The sequence below is a fragment of the Solibacillus sp. NPDC093137 genome, from assembly GCF_050280445.1.
Lineage (GTDB): Bacteria > Bacillota > Bacilli > Bacillales_A > Planococcaceae > Solibacillus > Solibacillus isronensis_B.
In genome coordinates, this window is the sequence record NZ_JBNNVH010000001.1 from 1,188,491 (window position 1) to 1,203,915 (window position 15,425).

Sequence of the window (15,425 nt, forward strand, 5' to 3'; positions counted from 1 at the left end):
AACCTTCACCCCTTATAAATTCATGTACAATTAACCTTTTACTGCTCCACCCATACCATTGACTAAATGCTTTTGTGCATATGCAAATAAAATTACTGCCGGAATTAAGGCAATGACACTGCCTGCTGCCAACGCACCGTAGTTGACATTGAATTCGCCCATCATCGTACTCAGACCGACCGGCAAGGTGAACCGGTCCTGACGATTCGTGAGCATTAAGGCAATTAAAAATTCATTCCATGTGTAAATGAATGTAAACACCCCTGTTGCGACAATACCTGGAAGCAGCAGCGGGAACACGACATGACGGATGGACTGAAGTTTCGTACACCCATCAATCATCGCCGCTTCCTCCAACTCTTTCGGAACGTTTGCGATGAACCCGCTCATCAATATGGTCGTGAACGGAATCTCAATCGCCGTATACGTAATAATTAGAGCGAGTGGACTGCTGATCAGCCCTAAATTTTTGAAAATGATAAATAACGGGATAATCATCATTGATCTCGGGATAAATTGCGTACATAACAGCATCAGCATAAAGGCGCGTTTTCCCTTGAACTGATAACGGGCCAATGCATAGCCGGATAATGTTGAACAGATCAATACGACAATCACTGTACTGACGCCGACGATCAAACTGTTTTTCATGAATGTGGCAAACCCGACATTATTCCACGCCATCACAAAGTTTTCCACTGTCGGATTAAGCGGCGCATATTCAAGCGGACGTTTCATAATATCTCCCTCAGGCTTGAATGCCGTATTGATTGTCCAATAGAGCGGGAAAAGGGTAAAACTTAACAACATACCGAGCGGCACATAAAGTGTCAATAACTTATCTATTTTTTTATTATTAGAAAACATAGGCTATCACTCCTTTTCATAGCGCGATAATTTCAGATAAAGCGCCGCGAAAACTAATAGAATACCAAACGAAATGACTGTAAGCGCTGAGCCATATCCAAAGTTACTGCCATGAACAGCTAATTCTGCAATATACATAGTCAGTGTCGTTGTTGAATGGGCAGGTCCGCCGCCTGTTAAGTTGAAGATCAGGTCAACGTTATTAAACTCCCAAACCACTCGCAGCAGTGTCGTTAAAATAATCGTATTTTTCAGCTGCGGCAATGTTACGAACAGGAATGATTTCCAGCGGCTCGCACCATCTACGCGCGCTGCTTCGTACAATTCTTGCGGAATACTTTGCAGACCGGCCAAAAGGGTAATCGCAAAGAATGGAATCCCCCTCCACAGTTCGGCAATAACTACTGCACCAAATGCGGTAGATGTACTTGCCAAAAAGGCTTGCGGTGAATCTATAATGCCGAAACGCATCAGTATATCATTCAGTACACCCATATGTTCGTTGTACATCAGTGACCAGATAACAGATGCCAGTACACCTGAAATCGCCCAAGGAATAAAAGCAACCGCACGTATAATCCCTCTGAATTTAAATGTCTGGTTCAGCAACAGAGCCAAAATCAAACCAAATACCAATTGAAGCCCCACTTCTGTAACAACCCACTTCAAACTGTTGAGTAAACTCGGGAAGAACAGCTTATCACTGGTAAAAATATTCACGAAGTTATCGAGCCCTGCAAAACTATTATAGTAAGGTGCCGAAATATCATAGTTTTGGAAGCTATAATAAAATACCATTCCAATCGGGTAGAAAAGGAAACTTACTACCATTAGTACGGCCGGCGTAATGAATAGATAAGGAACCAACTTCGCCTTATTAAATTTGCGGACTTTTTCACTTTTCTTTTTTTCCAATACTGGTTCATTTACTTCTGGGGAATAACTCATTAAATTTCCTCCCTTCTTACACATTATTCTAATTGAAAACGCTTTCCCGAAATATTCAAAATATTAAGATGTTAGATAAAAATTTTAAGAATCTTCACATTTAGATGTCATAAAAAAAGCGCCGAGCAAGTTTTTCACTTGCTCAGCGCTTCGATGTTTGGGCATGATATTTTTCATATAGTGCATATTCATTTTCAATGGCCACGCTCCACTCTTTCAAGAACTGCTCGATTGTTTTCGTACCGCTCAGCACTTCCTGGAGCCCCGGTTCAACAATCGTATACCGGATGGAGTTGTACCTAATTAAATAAAAAGGTGGCTCGTACATTTTTGTTTGCGGATCTTCATAGACAGAAAGCGCTGTTTGCAAATGCGGGGAATTTTGCACCCAATCTTCCTGCAGCACTTCCTGATGTGTCGGCAATTGACCGACCCGCTTGTTCCAATGGCTTTGTCCCTTTTGCGACGCGATAAAGGAAATAAATGTCCACGCCTCTTTAGGATGTTTCGTACCCTCAAACATCACCATGTCCATCGTGTTGCCTGCCTCGACAGTGTAATGACCATCGACCGACTTCGGCAATGGCAATGACTGGAACTGATCCGGAGACAGCACTTTTTGATGTTCTGCATAAGAGCCGATATTATGCTGGATTAAACCGACAGCCCCATGCTCAAAATCATCGAGCATTCCTTTATAATCTTTTACAATATCATTTCTGGATGTATGCAAATCATATAGCGACAAATATTTTTCCAGAAACTCCACATGGCGGGGATCATCAATCGTACTTTCACCATTTTCGATATACGTCGAAATCCCGGAGTAGGCATACATCATCCGCTGCAGCTGCAGTGACGACCCTTCCCCGCCACGAATGCTGTAGCCGTACTGTTGTAGCTCTTTATCCGTAAAGGTTTCAACGGTATGAAAAAAGTCATCCCATGTTTCAATCGTTTCCAGACCATAGTCGGAGAGCCAATCTTTGCGAACCCAAAGGACATCCATATTTCGCGTGTAAGGCAATCCGTACAATTTATTATCCGGTGTTAATTGACGATTGTAATTGATGACAGATTCCTCAATTTTATCACCGTCCGGCCAATTTCCAAAATAGGTATCGAGTGGCACCAATGCTTCACGGTATGTATATTCCGGTAACCAGCTTGTATATATACTTCCTACATCCGGCAGTGACTGCATCGCGAGTGCCGAATTGAATTTCACTTTTGCAATATCCTTCACGAAGCCTTTGTATTCAATATGAATATGTGGATACTCCTCTTCAAAAGCGGCGATCATTTCTTCCCAAATAGCATTTCTTAACGGACCGGCATCATCAAACCAAAAAGTTAATGTCACATCTTTTTGCGTGCCATCCACTTTTTCTACTTCCTCACTTGAACAACCCGAGAGCAAGAATAGTAAACAAATGGGGAAGACATAAAACAAATAGGTTTTTCTTAAGCTGCTCAATGTGATTCCCCCTTAACGCCAGCTAGCTTATAACATTCGTCATTTGAACAAGTCTTTCATCCTTTGCCGTCTCTTTGGAGCGACAATGTTCCATTACGATATTTTTACTATTTATTATTTCAAATGCCGGCCCTTCATGTTGTTGGACCGTCACATGCTCAAACAATACATCTTCTGCATTGGAACAGAAAAAACCACGTTGTTTCATCGGTTCCAAATCCATCATCATTGCCGGCAGATCCGGTTCAGCACCCGACTTCATCGCAACACGGATATGGCTGAATGTAATATCCTCAACCGGCATTTCAGGTAAACCGTATAAGAATCCCGCAGCTGCCGTTACGTTTGTTGCAGTAATATTTGAAAAATGAATATGCCTGAACTTCGGTGTCAGCGCTGTCACAGGCTGCTCACTCTTATCTGAAACATAGGGCTCCAAACCTCTTGGACCATGATAATAGTATAAGTTTAGTATAAACGGACAAATGACATTATTCATCACAATATTGCTTACACGGATATTTTCAATCGTACCGCCCCGGCCGCGCCGTGATTTAAAGCGAATGCCCCGGTCTGTTCCTTCAAAAATACAGTTCGATACGACGACATTGCGAATGTCCCCGCTCATCTCACTGCCAAAGACAACCCCGCCATGACCATGCAGCATCGTACAGTTCGTAATCGTTATATTTTCACAAGGAATTGCGCGCTCCGCATCCTCGGTACCCGCTTTTATCGCAATACAGTCATCCCCGACATCAATCGAACAATCGGAAATTTTCACATTGCGGCATGATTCAGGATTAATGCCGTCCGTATTCGGGGAATTCGCCGGATTTATAATCGTAACTCCCGAAACCGTCACATTATCACAAACATTCGGATGGATGGTCCAGCTCGGAGAATTGATCATTTTCACCTGCTCGATATGTACATGCTCACAATGATCAAAGCTCACTAAATTAGGGCGTGGGTATGCAAGAGAATCCTCTTTAAACAGCTTCCACCAATAGGCACCCTGTCCATTCAATGTACCAAAACCGGTAATGGCGATATTTTCCGCATGACAGGCATAAATACAGGACATATACACATCACGACTCGCCCCTTCCCAGCGTGAAGAAATAACCGGGTAATCCGCTCGATCATTTGAAAACAAAAGCTCGGAACCCGCTTCCAAATGCAGATGTATATTACTTTTTAATTCAATCGCACCGGTAACATACACACCGGCAGGCACATATATCGTTCCTCCTCCGCCTTGTGAACAAGCCTCTATTGCACGCTTAATCGCCGATGTGTTATTGGCCCAGCCATCACCAACCGCACCAAACTGATCAATATTATAAACCGCCGTACTATGCTGCTGCATCGTATCCCATCCTTTGTGTTCAAATCTTGATGAAATTAGCATATAAAATCTTACTATTTGAAGTCTAGCTGTAGATAGGAAATGCTAAAAAAAGTACGGGGAAGATAGTAAAATATTGTAGGTTTTTGCGAAGTTTGAAACGAGTTACTTAGTTGAATTTTTGATATTTTTTTGATTTACAGAAAAATTAAACATAACTTTTAGACTATGTTATAATCATTTAGGAATTATATTAATCAACAGTATTATAATAGGAGGGAATTAAATGAAAAAATTTACTATATTAATGTTTAGTTTACTTTTTATATTGACTGCATGTGGAGATTCAAAACAAACAATTTCACAATCTGCAGATAAAGAAAGTAAAACTGATAAAACTGAAGAAAGTGCAAATACTGAAGTAAAAGCCAATGCCAAATTAGAAATTGAAGATTCAGGATCTAATGTATGGAGCGATTCTATTGACTCAATTTGGATCAATACAGCGGCAGTTTTTAAAAATACAGGCGAAGTGCCAGTTGATATTGGTGAAACACAAATGAATTACAAAGGGAAAGACGGTAGTATTTTAGGAACTTCAACTATGATTTATGCTGTCCCTGAAATTGTTCAGCCTGGAGAATCAGCAATTATCGTAGAAGGCACAACACTCGATGAAGCAACATCACTGGATAATTTTGCTGAAACAACCTTTAATTTTAATTTTGATGCAACTGAAGAAGATTCAAACTTAATGGAAGTTAGTGCAGTTAAAGGGATTCCCAGTGACTACGACTATAGTGTTACAGGGATTGTTAAAAACCCTACAGACGTTCAGCAAGAAGATATACGTCTCGCGGCCATTTTATATGATGCGAACGGTAAAATTTTAGGCGGATTATCAGGCAGTGTTGATGTAGGATTAGCTGCTGGCGGTGAAGCAGGATTTGAACTTAGCTACCCGCCCTTACCAGATAATATTGGTTCAAAAGTAAATAAAATCGAAGTAAAAAGCTACGGCTTCACTTGGTAAACGAAGGAGTATATAGGATGAAAAAATCATTATTTATTATAAGTACAGCTCTATTATTTTTAACGGCTTGTAGTGCAGAAGAAGATAAGAAGCAATCAGATAGTCAAAAGGAACAAAGTTTAGAGGTAGAAAAAGGGCTTTTAAATGTTGAACTCACTTTACCTGCAGAGTTTTTTGAAGATGAAACGCCAGAAGAAATCGAAGCAGCTGCTAAAGAAAAAGGTGTTAAGGAAGTAAAAGTTAATCCAGACGGTTCTGTTTATTATAAAATGAGTAAGTCTGCTCATAAAAAAATGATGAAAGAAATGGAAGAAAGTATCGTCAGTACGGTCGATGATCTTGTAAATGGCGAAGATTTTAAATCATTTAAAGAAATTTCATATAACAAAGATTTCACAGAATTTGACGTAACAGTGGATACGGCAAGCTTTGAAAATAGTTTTGATGCATTTGGGTTAATGGGATTGGCCTATGTATCTATGTTTTACAGTGCATTTGATGGCAAATCTAGTGACGATATTAAAACTAAGGTTAATTTAATCGACGAAAAAACTGGTGAACAAACTGAATCAATGGTCTTCCCTGACGTTATGGAAGAGGATTCAAAGAATGGTGAAGCAGATTCCGAAAACTAAATCGTTCAATTAATTTGTGTATAAACAAACATCTGTAAATTAAAGCCCAGTAAACGATTTTTGTTAAAAATCTTACTGAGCTTTATTTTATAGAAATAACACTTTTTATTCCTCACCACTTTATAATTATTATTTTAAAATAGAAATTTCTTTAACTTCTACACTTTCCTGTTTACGTACAAATTAGTCCATCCCATCGGACGGTTCTGACTCCTCCAGAACAGGTCAATTATATCCCATCCACATGTGGCCAAAAACGTCCCCTCAAAAAGATCTTATATCTTTTAAATAATTTAAAAAATATATATTGTTGCGTTAAAACGCAACCGGGTACATTTTTTTTGCGATTTTATCAATCTGGCATTTAAAGATTATTATTTCACATAAATTGTCCCCTTTTTTATTTTCGGAAGGCATATATAGGGCAAGAGAGCAAACAAACATTGAGGGTTGAGACATGAATTGTTACATGATTAAAACCTATTGACGTAAAAAATACGTTGGGTATTCAATGATAGTATTTAGACAATTTTGTTAACCTCATCAACTAAAGTTTGATTTTATTTATAACTTTGAATAAATAAGTGCTAACTGAGTGCGGTTACTTACTTGGCATTTTCGATATAAGTTTTGAAGATGTTTCTTTATAGTGTTCTCACTTACAAATAATAACTTTGCGATTTCATGATTTTTATAGCCTTTACAAATGTAGTTTAATAGTTCCTCTTCACGCATTGTAATATGATTCAACCTTGTTGGCTGTGCATTTTTCCAGAGTAAATAAACGTTTTCTAATGCTTTTCTTACATAAGATAATTTCAATGTATCTTTTAGATGAAAGTTTTTTTCGTCTTTGTTTCTTAAAAAACCAATCGCTGCTAGTGAATTGTGCCCGTCTTTTAAATACATTACCATCTCATCTTTAAAATAAGTATGCTTCAGAAAATAATCTTGATAATAGTTTTTCTTTTTCAATGAAATATTATCATGTTGATGAATTAATTGAATTGTCGGCTGATTTTGCATATTAGCTGGATGTAACGGATCATAATATTTATATGTTGTTAAATAATCTTGAACCGTATATTGTTCAATATTTAATACCGTAGGAGTCTCATTCAGTTCACCCTCAGTTACTTCCCAAAATACTGAATGGTGATAACACAATGTGTCCCTTAATATTTCTAAAACATTTAATTTGAAATCCTCTCGACTTTGTTGAATATCTATATTTGATAGTTGAAAGACTGTCTTCAAGACATTTTCATAATCTTTTCCCTCAAACAAAAAAGCACCTCATTTACTATTTCATGTCATAAATATTCTACGAAAGATATAATTATCCTTTCGGGTAATATTATTCTTTTTCAACTCTTAATACAATGAGACTGTATCAAACAAAACAACGAGGTGATTGGATGAACTTACACGAGTATGCAAATTATGATGGATTAGGTTTAGCTGAATTAGTTAAGACAGGGCAAGTTACACCAAAAGAGCTAGTAGATTTAGCATTAGAGGGAATTGACAAAGTAAACCCTCAATTAAATGGCGTCTGGCAAATTTTAAAAGAGCAAGCATATAAAGAAATTGAAGCCGGATTACCTGAAGGTGATTTCCAAGGGGTCCCTTTCTTAATTAAAGAGATATTGCTACATGCAAAAGATGTTACTACAAACTTCGGCAGCCGTTTTGCGGAAGGCGTAAGCTTTCCAGTAGATAGTTTTTTAATGGAATCATTCCGAAAAGCAGGCTTTGTGACAATCGGTACGACAAGCACACCTGAATGGGGCTACAATGCTACAACTGAGGGTGTGCTCTACGGTCCAACACATAACCCATGGGGATTAGGACATAGCTCGGGTGGTTCATCAGGTGGTGCAGCAGCGTCAGTTGCAAGTGGTATTGTTCCAATTGCACATGGTAATGACGGTGGCGGTTCTATTCGTATTCCAGCTGCAAATAGTGGTGTTATTGGCTTAAAACCAACTCGTGGTCGCGTAAGTGCTGGTCCATTTAATAGCGAGCCATTAGCTGGAAATGGCATTGAATTTGCTTTAACAAAATCAATTCGTGATACTGCCGCATTATTAGATGCGGTAAGTGTTGAACGTCCAGGCGAGTATTGCTACGCACCACGTCCAAAAGTTCCCTACAAAGTAGGTATTAAAAAGCCTGTAGGAAAGCTACGAATTTCTTATAGTACAAAAACAGCTTTAAATCACGAGCCAACTGATGAAGTGGTAGCAGCATTAAATAAAACAGTGGAATTACTACGTTCTTTGGGTCACGAGGTAGTAGAAGATTATCCTGAATACGATGGCGAAGAGTTTTTGGCCGCTGTGAATGATATTTGGTCTGCATCTGTAGCAGGAATGATTGAAGCGGTCGCAGCAATGAAGGGTGAAGAGCCAACCGAAGATGTAATTGAAGCAGCGATCTGGGACTGTTACCAAGAAGGAAAAAATATGTCCGCATTACGATACAAAGCGGCAATTGAAATACAAGCAAAAGTTTCTCGTCAAGTAGGAGAATTCTTCACTAAATATGATGTAGCATTAAGTCCGACGATGGGATCTGAGCCAGTAAAGCACAATGTTCTAAATGCCAACAATCCTAATATTTCAGCGTTACAATTAACACATCAAATGCTGGGACAAGTTGCACCTTATACTGCACTATACAATGCAACTGGACAACCAGCACTTTCATTACCATTACATTTAAGTAACAATAACTTACCAATTGGTATGCAATTTGCAGGGCGATATGGCGATGAAACAACGCTATTACAATTAGGGAAACAACTAGAAGAAGCCATACCGTGGATTGATCGCAAACCAGCTATTCATGTTAGCCCATCAAACATAACAGTATAATAAATACAATAGTAGTACAAACCAGAGCCAAGGTTTGTACTACTATTTTAACTATATATTACATTCCTAAACTATGCCTTTTCTATTGTAAAATACAAATCTGCTTAACTAAAACACATAGATTTCTTACGAAAAGAAAATCAATTTATTTTAACCACAAAAAAACCTCCCAATTTTTAATTAGGAGGCGTCCGAACTATTGAATTTTAAAATTTCCACTGCTTTGAAGTATATCACTAAATGTTTCATCATTGATTTGAACTTTGTTCGCTTCAATAAAAAAGTGATCTTTATTATTCACCTGGAAATAAAAATTTGTATTTGAACTGATATCTTCAATCGCTGTTAAATCTCGGTTTAAACTTTCAATTTTAATTTTTCCGAATCCATTCTGATGGTAGCCAATTTCACTGACAAAATTATTATCATTATATTTGCGGTCATTTAACCTATACGTTTTGTTTGACTCCTGATCATACACGACCGGTTCCTGATAAATAAAATAAGAAATAACTTCTTTAAAAGTTACATGCGTTTTAATAATATTTTGGCCTTTCACACTTTCAACTATAAGGGAAATCGTTTCAGCGAAATAGTTTATATCTAAAGAAGAAATTTCCCACCCATTGACATTGTGCTCTAATAAATACTGAACATCTTTAAGATTTTTCATTTTTCTATTAATACCCTGTTTTATTTAATGATTTATTCGCTTCTCTTGAAGCATGACGGGAAATATCACTTTTCTTATAATAATGAATCCCATCCCGCTCTTCAATCTCGACCATCCCTTGATCGACCAAGTAATCAAACTGCCCTAATGTTTCCGATAGTGTCAGCCCAAGCTGCTGCTGGTAAATGCGTTCAAATAATTGAGTAGTCATTTCAAAATTTGTCTGCGGTGTTTGAAGCAGACCGTATACTTTTAATGCACGTTGTCTTTGTTTTTCCAAGCGCTCATCGATGAGTGGTTCGATATTTGTCAGTTCCCCTCCGTGCCCCGCGTACACTTTTGAAATCTCTAAATTTTTCAGTCGCTTGAGTGATTCATTATACTGCAGCAATGATTTAGGACGTTCCATCGATAAATCTAGTGGTGGCTCGATTAATGGATTCGATGATGTGCGTTCCAGCAGTAAATCTCCACCGATACATTCCCGAGTAGTCTCGTCGACAAAAATCAGATGGCTTTGTGCATGACCGGGTGTTTCATATACTTTCAAACCAGGATGACCTGGCACTTCATCCCCCTCTTTTAAATAGCCAGTCAATGGAATCGTACCGAATAACTCAATTTCCCCTTTAACATGTAAAATCCGGTTTACGTATTTTTCCGGTACTCCTTGCTCGATTAAAAGCTTTTTAAAAAACCGCTCATGATACTGCAGAAATTCCGGTTCTTTCTTCATCCAGTAATCAACATATTGATGCCCTAATACTTCCGCCGCTGGAAATGCGTCGATCCAACCGGCATGGTCCGGATGATGATGTGTCAGCACGACTTGTTCCACGTCTTTCAAGTCATAACCTGCACTGTGTAAACCCCATTTGATTGCTTCATATGCTTCTTCCGTTTTCGGACCTGCATCGAATAATGTCAGTGCATCCCCCTTTACTAGAAAAGCATTTACATCTCCCACTGCATATGGTGTCGGTATAACAATTTTATGTACTTCCATATTTTAATCCCCTTTATCTTAATTCAGCAATCACTCACCTCTTCAAGTAGATGATAGCTGCTTGTTTTGTTTAACCCAGCTGCTGGTACAAAAGCCAGCTGAATAAAGATAAGCCTCTGGCAGATGTCACAGATTTTAAATTGAAAGTTTTTGAGTATACTCAAAAAAATCTGGACGTAATTACGCCGAGGCGTAATTGGTATGCTTGTAATGAATGACTATTCATTTATTTTAACTCTTTTTTCTTCATTCGTCACGTCAAAGGTTGACAGTTTTTCAATACAGCACTATAATTTTGGATAATTCAAAATTTACAGGCAATGAAAAAGCCAAGTAGATTATTTTAAGGTTATAGAGAGTGCCGTCTTTGCTGAAATCGGCATAACCCGCTGAAATAATTGAACCTCCTTTTGAGCCGTTATGACAACATAACCGTACCCTTTGCGATAAAAAGGCTGAAGCTGCACACATTATGTGTGAATAAAGGTGGTACCGCGGAAATCAATGCATTTTCGTCCTTACTGATAGTAGGGATGGAAGTGCTTTTTTATATTTCTTTTACAAATGTTTAAAGGAATCGGATTTAAAAATCGGAGGGATACAGTATGCAAAAAGTTATATTTATCGGCGCGGGTTCGATGGCAGAAGCGCTCATTCACGGGTGGATCAAAAGGAATGTTATCAATCCCCATGCCCTGTTCATATCCAATCGGTCCAATAAAGAACGACTTAAAGAATTGGTCGAAAGCTACGATGTCAACCTGTTAGAGGACCATACACAATTGCAGGATGCGGATCTCGTCATTTTGGCAATGAAACCGAAAGATGCCCGCGCTGCAATGGAAATTATCGCCCCACATCTAGGTGCGGATACAGCTATTATATCGGTGCTCGCTGGTGTAACCATCGAAACTATTGAACAGTATCTCGGCAGCCGTTCGATAGCTCGTGTGATGCCAAACACTTCTGCAACAATCGGCATGTCTGCATCCGGTATTGCATTCAATCAGCATGTAACAGAAGTGCAGCGTGCACTTTATATTCAAATGCTTGAAGCGATTGGCATAGTCATTGAAGTTGAGGAAGAAAAGCTTCATGCAGTTACAGCGCTTGCGGGAAGCGGTCCTGCCTATTTATACTATTTGGTTGAAGCATTTGAACAGGCCGGCGCTGAGTTTGGGCTATCAAAGGAAGTCGTGCGGGAACTGATGGTACAGACAATAGCCGGTTCAGCTGAAATGCTGAAATCCGGAAACGTTGAACCTTCAATATTGCGTAGAAAAGTAACGAGTCCAGGTGGAACGACAGAAGCTGGAATCAAAGCCCTTGAATCGATGTCCTTTAACGAAGCAATTGTGAACTGTGTTCGAAGTGCAGAAAACCGCTCAAGAGAACTGGCACGCGGGGAATAAAAAAGCACCCACTAGTTTAACTGGTGGGTTACTTTTCCTGGGAAATACTTCAATAAATCACCTTGACATATCGAAAATTCTAGATATATAATTACACGCATGGAACCTATTGATGTATTCAAAGCATTATCGAATGAAACAAGACTCAATATCTTAGAGTGGTTAAAGGAACCCGAGAAACATTTCCCAAAACAAGGCGCTCACCTACCGAAGGAGGTAAGTTACAAGGGTGGAGTATGTGTTGGGGATATTCAGGAAAAGGCCAAAATTTCTCAATCTACTGTTTCTAGCTACTTAAATATGATGCAAAAAGCTGGTTTACTTGAGTCGATTCGCCATGGACAATGGACATACTACAGACGTAATGAAGAATTTATTCAACAGTTAGCTGAATACTTTAAAACAGATATCTAATATTATTGATTTCTGTTTTTTTTTATCAAACTTATATTGATATTTCTAGATATACAATTATACCGAAAAGAGGATTTCATCTATGCGCTTTATATTTTATCTATTTGCTTTTTTAGCTGGAGCAGCACTTAGCTTTGAAGGCGCAATTTACGCTGAACTAGGAAAAACAATCGGACAAATAGAAACAAGCTTTTATAACTTCTTTATGGGCTCAATCATCATGGGGCTTTTGTGGCTCTTTTTTGGAAAAGGCAGGATTTCCTATACTTTGGAGGCACCTAAATGGGCATTGCTTGGAGGGCTCTTAGGTGTTGTTTATTTAACTTCCATCGTTGTAAGTGTCCCGTTCGTCGGAGTAGGCATAACAATGGTTGCTGTCATCATCGGGCAATTGGTAATGAGTATGACGATCGAGCATTTCGGGTGGTTAGGGAGTAAGAAAAATAAGATTAATAAAGAAAAAATATATGCAGTTATTTCAATGATCATTGCACTTATATTAATAAATTAGGAGGCATTTCCATGGGATTATTTATGATTCTATTCACGTTGATTGGCGGTATCACATTAAGCGCACAATCATCTATCAATGGTACATTTAGTCAAAAAGCCGGAACAATTGAAACAACATTTTTAACCTTTCTAACTGGGACAATGTTTTTGACCATATTTATTTTATTTTTCGGTAACGGGAATCTGCTAGGAATTTTAGAGGCGCCAAAATGGCAATTAAGTGCAGCGTTTTTAGGTACTATGTATTTACTGTTGACAGTTATGGCAGTACCACGAATTGGAGTGATCGCAACCAGTATTGCTGGTATAGCTGGTCAACTAGTAATCGGAGTGATTATTGATCATTTCGGGTGGTTCAATAGCTTAGTCATAGAATTAGATGTTAAACGAACATTTGCCTTATTCTTTATGTTTATCTCCCTATATTTTATCTATAAAGGAAATAAACGTACTACCGATGATACTGTTGCATAAGAGAGTGAAGACTTCTCTATAAATAACCAATTTGAGGCAATCTTCATCTGATGAGGATTGCCTTTATAATTCGATTTTAAAAAATACTGTAAAATTTCTTAATTATAGTTACTAAAATGGCAATAAGGAATACAATCAGACTATTAATTAGTAAATAGCCGGCAAGATTCAGCCCGTAGAATATGGCAAAGGCATCATTAATAAATAATGATAACGCAATTCCTAGTCCCCCAAATACACCTGCCAGCAGTAATATTATCAATGCAGCAGAGTACAGGCTTTTCTCCTTTTTGAAGATTATAAACCCAATAACATTTGCAATAACGATTAAAAAGATCATTAGTACAACTAAAAAATTCCCCATTAAACTCCCCTCCATATACATACTTTACCAGTTAAACTGAAAACTTGTTAAGAATTTCCCTAATGAAATCAATCTGACTTCCAGTGCTTCTCTAAGGCAAAACATTGTAAGCATTAAGTTTGTATAATCTTTTATAAGGAATAGCTAGTTCAAAATACAAAGGATATAATAGCAGTAAAAAAGGAGATGATTACATTTGGATTACGAATTAGAGTTAACGAACATTATAAAATCAGATCAACTTATGATGTCGATTTTAAAAACCGTGCAAGAATTACAATTAAATGATTGCTGGGTCGCAGCGGGTGTTATTCGAAATAAAATTTGGGATTACTTACATAATGTACAAACTGAAATAAATGATATTGATGTTATATATTTTGACGAGTTGAATAGTTCAATAGAGTCTGAAAAAGCGTTAGAATCCGAGTTGCAAAAGAGTATGCCTCATCTGCCCTGGTCCGTAAAAAATCAAGCCAGAATGCATGTTAAAAACAGACTTTCTCCCTATTCATCATCATTTGAAAGTGTTGCTCATTTCCCTGAAACTCCAACTGCAGTAGCCGTTCATTTAAATAACAATCAGATAGAAATCTTAGCTCCTTATGGCTTAAATGATTTATTTGAAGGACTAGTTAGACCTACTCCTCCATTTAATCCAGACTCCAAATTACATCCTATTTATTCAAATCGATTACAAAGTAAAAATTGGGGTTCTATTTGGAATACATTAAAAATTGATTCGGAATAAAAGAAAAACAACTAAGCTACATACAAGCGTCATAACGATAGAGCGCTGATTCTTTTGATAGAATCGCGCCCGATAATCAATTTTATTTTTATTCTTTTCATGACGTTCACCTATCTAAAAAACAAGAATATCACTAAAAATTTTGTCAATCATTTCTTGATATAATTCCATTCACTATCTCTCATATTAAGGTATGAGGAGATGATAACATTGTCAAATAAGAACAATAAAGAAAACAAGCAGGCAAGTAATGATCAATCGAAGCTAGGTACTCTTTACGAGATCGCGAAAGAATTTTCACCCATCCTTTCAACCGATGCTAAATCCAAAATCGAAGAAATTGCAAAAGAGTTCCTTCCTGCTGATCAAGCTAACCGAATGTCCAATGCATTTGCTTCAATGAAATCACAACCGAAAAGCCAGGAAGAAATTGCGAAAGAATTCCTCCCTGCAAATAATCAAACAAATCGAATGTCCAATGCGTTTGCTCCGATGAAATCACAACAGAAGAGCCTAGAAGAGATTGCAAAGGAATTCCCCCCTACTAAAGACCAAGCATTTAAACGTGATAATGGTGCGAATTTTGATAAGTAGAAAACCTAAGTCTTGATAAATTTATTAGCAAAGC

Annotated in this window: 17 protein-coding genes and 1 other annotated feature; of the genes, 9 read left to right on the forward strand and 8 right to left on the reverse strand. The window is 37.9% G+C overall.

Annotation, left to right across the window (positions count from 1 at the left end; translation table 11 throughout):
• Positions 1-30 precede the first annotated feature (30 nt).
• From ACQKN3_RS06085 to ACQKN3_RS06100, 4 genes are all read right to left on the reverse strand, one after another.
• Positions 31-867 (reverse strand): carbohydrate ABC transporter permease, encoded by an 837-nt coding sequence (locus tag ACQKN3_RS06085; RefSeq protein WP_427710165.1) that lies wholly within the window; start codon positions 865-867, stop codon positions 31-33.
• A gap of 6 nt (positions 868-873) precedes the next feature.
• Positions 874-1,815: a carbohydrate ABC transporter permease gene (locus ACQKN3_RS06090; protein WP_008407851.1), complete on the reverse strand. Its 942-nt coding sequence runs from the start codon at positions 1,813-1,815 to the stop codon at positions 874-876.
• A gap of 142 nt (positions 1,816-1,957) precedes the next feature.
• Positions 1,958-3,292: an ABC transporter substrate-binding protein gene (locus ACQKN3_RS06095; RefSeq protein WP_427710168.1), complete on the reverse strand. Its 1,335-nt coding sequence runs from the start codon at positions 3,290-3,292 to the stop codon at positions 1,958-1,960.
• 22 nt (positions 3,293-3,314) lie between these two features.
• A complete protein-coding gene (locus tag ACQKN3_RS06100) occupies positions 3,315-4,664 on the reverse strand; it encodes a glycoside hydrolase family 28 protein (protein WP_427710170.1) in 1,350 nt (449 codons plus the stop codon).
• A 265-nt stretch (positions 4,665-4,929) separates the two neighbouring features.
• Between ACQKN3_RS06100 and ACQKN3_RS06105 the strand changes: the two genes are divergently transcribed.
• Both ACQKN3_RS06105 and ACQKN3_RS06110 read left to right on the forward strand, forming a co-directional pair.
• Positions 4,930-5,676 carry an FxLYD domain-containing protein gene (locus tag ACQKN3_RS06105; protein WP_427710172.1) on the forward strand — a complete coding sequence of 249 codons (747 nt, stop codon included), beginning with the start codon at positions 4,930-4,932 and terminating at the stop codon, positions 5,674-5,676.
• A 17-nt stretch (positions 5,677-5,693) separates the two neighbouring features.
• Entirely contained in the window at positions 5,694-6,311 is a 618-nt protein-coding gene (locus ACQKN3_RS06110) for a hypothetical protein (RefSeq protein WP_427710174.1), read from the forward strand.
• A 564-nt stretch (positions 6,312-6,875) separates the two neighbouring features.
• Here the strand turns inward: ACQKN3_RS06110 and ACQKN3_RS06115 are convergent.
• Positions 6,876-7,598, reverse strand: a complete 723-nt coding sequence (locus ACQKN3_RS06115; protein WP_427710176.1) for a response regulator transcription factor — start codon at positions 7,596-7,598, stop codon at positions 6,876-6,878.
• Positions 7,599-7,729: 131 nt separating this feature from the next.
• Here ACQKN3_RS06115 and ACQKN3_RS06120 point away from each other — a divergent pair, with 131 nt between their 5' ends.
• Positions 7,730-9,190 (forward strand): amidase, encoded by a 1,461-nt coding sequence (locus ACQKN3_RS06120; protein ID WP_427710178.1) that lies wholly within the window; start codon positions 7,730-7,732, stop codon positions 9,188-9,190.
• A gap of 196 nt (positions 9,191-9,386) precedes the next feature.
• Here the strand turns inward: ACQKN3_RS06120 and ACQKN3_RS06125 are convergent, their stop codons facing one another.
• Positions 9,387-9,863 carry a YxiG family protein gene (locus tag ACQKN3_RS06125; protein ID WP_251688240.1) on the reverse strand — a complete coding sequence of 159 codons (477 nt, stop codon included), beginning with the start codon at positions 9,861-9,863 and terminating at the stop codon, positions 9,387-9,389.
• A gap of 7 nt (positions 9,864-9,870) precedes the next feature.
• Positions 9,871-10,869 carry an MBL fold metallo-hydrolase gene (locus ACQKN3_RS06130; protein ID WP_427710180.1) on the reverse strand — a complete coding sequence of 333 codons (999 nt, stop codon included), beginning with the start codon at positions 10,867-10,869 and terminating at the stop codon, positions 9,871-9,873.
• Between the two features lie 311 nt (positions 10,870-11,180).
• Positions 11,181-11,392: a binding site (T-box leader), on the forward strand.
• Positions 11,393-11,474: 82 nt separating this feature from the next.
• Between ACQKN3_RS06130 and proC the strand changes: the two genes are divergently transcribed.
• From proC to ACQKN3_RS06150, 4 genes are all read left to right on the forward strand, one after another.
• Positions 11,475-12,281, forward strand: a complete 807-nt coding sequence (proC, locus tag ACQKN3_RS06135; RefSeq protein ID WP_427710182.1) for a pyrroline-5-carboxylate reductase — start codon at positions 11,475-11,477, stop codon at positions 12,279-12,281.
• 99 nt (positions 12,282-12,380) lie between these two features.
• On the forward strand, positions 12,381-12,695 hold the full coding sequence (locus ACQKN3_RS06140) for an ArsR/SmtB family transcription factor (protein WP_008407867.1): 315 nt from the start codon (positions 12,381-12,383) through the stop codon (positions 12,693-12,695).
• Positions 12,696-12,777: 82 nt separating this feature from the next.
• Entirely contained in the window at positions 12,778-13,206 is a 429-nt protein-coding gene (locus ACQKN3_RS06145) for a DMT family transporter (protein ID WP_251688254.1), read from the forward strand.
• 11 nt (positions 13,207-13,217) lie between these two features.
• Positions 13,218-13,682 (forward strand): DMT family transporter, encoded by a 465-nt coding sequence (locus tag ACQKN3_RS06150; protein ID WP_014824057.1) that lies wholly within the window; start codon positions 13,218-13,220, stop codon positions 13,680-13,682.
• A gap of 76 nt (positions 13,683-13,758) precedes the next feature.
• On the opposite strand, the gene ACQKN3_RS06155 is transcribed toward ACQKN3_RS06150, so the two are convergent.
• Positions 13,759-14,046, reverse strand: a complete 288-nt coding sequence (locus tag ACQKN3_RS06155) for a hypothetical protein (protein WP_014824058.1) — start codon at positions 14,044-14,046, stop codon at positions 13,759-13,761.
• 196 nt (positions 14,047-14,242) lie between these two features.
• Between ACQKN3_RS06155 and ACQKN3_RS06160 the strand changes: the two genes are divergently transcribed.
• Positions 14,243-14,797, forward strand: a complete 555-nt coding sequence (locus ACQKN3_RS06160) for a nucleotidyltransferase family protein (RefSeq protein WP_427710186.1) — start codon at positions 14,243-14,245, stop codon at positions 14,795-14,797.
• Between the two features lie 201 nt (positions 14,798-14,998).
• Positions 14,999-15,391 carry a cohesin gene (locus tag ACQKN3_RS06165; protein WP_339264389.1) on the forward strand — a complete coding sequence of 131 codons (393 nt, stop codon included), beginning with the start codon at positions 14,999-15,001 and terminating at the stop codon, positions 15,389-15,391.
• The last annotated feature ends 34 nt before the right edge of the window (positions 15,392-15,425 follow it).

Excerpts from the sequence above, each read along its gene's own strand:
- ACQKN3_RS06110 (WP_427710174.1), top strand. The coding sequence starts at position 5,694 with ATGAAAAAATCATTATTTATTATAAGTACAGCTCTATTATTTTTAACG.
- ACQKN3_RS06140 (WP_008407867.1), top strand. The coding sequence starts at position 12,381 with ATGGAACCTATTGATGTATTCAAAGCATTATCGAATGAAACAAGACTC.
- ACQKN3_RS06100 (WP_427710170.1), bottom strand. The coding sequence starts at position 4,664 with ATGCAGCAGCATAGTACGGCGGTTTATAATATTGATCAGTTTGGTGCG.
- ACQKN3_RS06090 (WP_008407851.1), bottom strand. The coding sequence starts at position 1,815 with ATGAGTTATTCCCCAGAAGTAAATGAACCAGTATTGGAAAAAAAGAAA.
- ACQKN3_RS06125 (WP_251688240.1), bottom strand. The coding sequence starts at position 9,863 with ATGAAAAATCTTAAAGATGTTCAGTATTTATTAGAGCACAATGTCAAT.
- ACQKN3_RS06085 (WP_427710165.1), bottom strand. The coding sequence starts at position 867 with ATGTTTTCTAATAATAAAAAAATAGATAAGTTATTGACACTTTATGTG.
- ACQKN3_RS06130 (WP_427710180.1), bottom strand. The coding sequence starts at position 10,869 with ATGGAAGTACATAAAATTGTTATACCGACACCATATGCAGTGGGAGAT.
- proC (WP_427710182.1), top strand. The coding sequence starts at position 11,475 with ATGCAAAAAGTTATATTTATCGGCGCGGGTTCGATGGCAGAAGCGCTC.
- ACQKN3_RS06150 (WP_014824057.1), top strand. The coding sequence starts at position 13,218 with ATGGGATTATTTATGATTCTATTCACGTTGATTGGCGGTATCACATTA.
- ACQKN3_RS06155 (WP_014824058.1), bottom strand. The coding sequence starts at position 14,046 with ATGGGGAATTTTTTAGTTGTACTAATGATCTTTTTAATCGTTATTGCA.
- ACQKN3_RS06105 (WP_427710172.1), top strand. The coding sequence starts at position 4,930 with ATGAAAAAATTTACTATATTAATGTTTAGTTTACTTTTTATATTGACT.
- ACQKN3_RS06120 (WP_427710178.1), top strand. The coding sequence starts at position 7,730 with ATGAACTTACACGAGTATGCAAATTATGATGGATTAGGTTTAGCTGAA.
- ACQKN3_RS06165 (WP_339264389.1), top strand. The coding sequence starts at position 14,999 with ATGATAACATTGTCAAATAAGAACAATAAAGAAAACAAGCAGGCAAGT.
- ACQKN3_RS06145 (WP_251688254.1), top strand. The coding sequence starts at position 12,778 with ATGCGCTTTATATTTTATCTATTTGCTTTTTTAGCTGGAGCAGCACTT.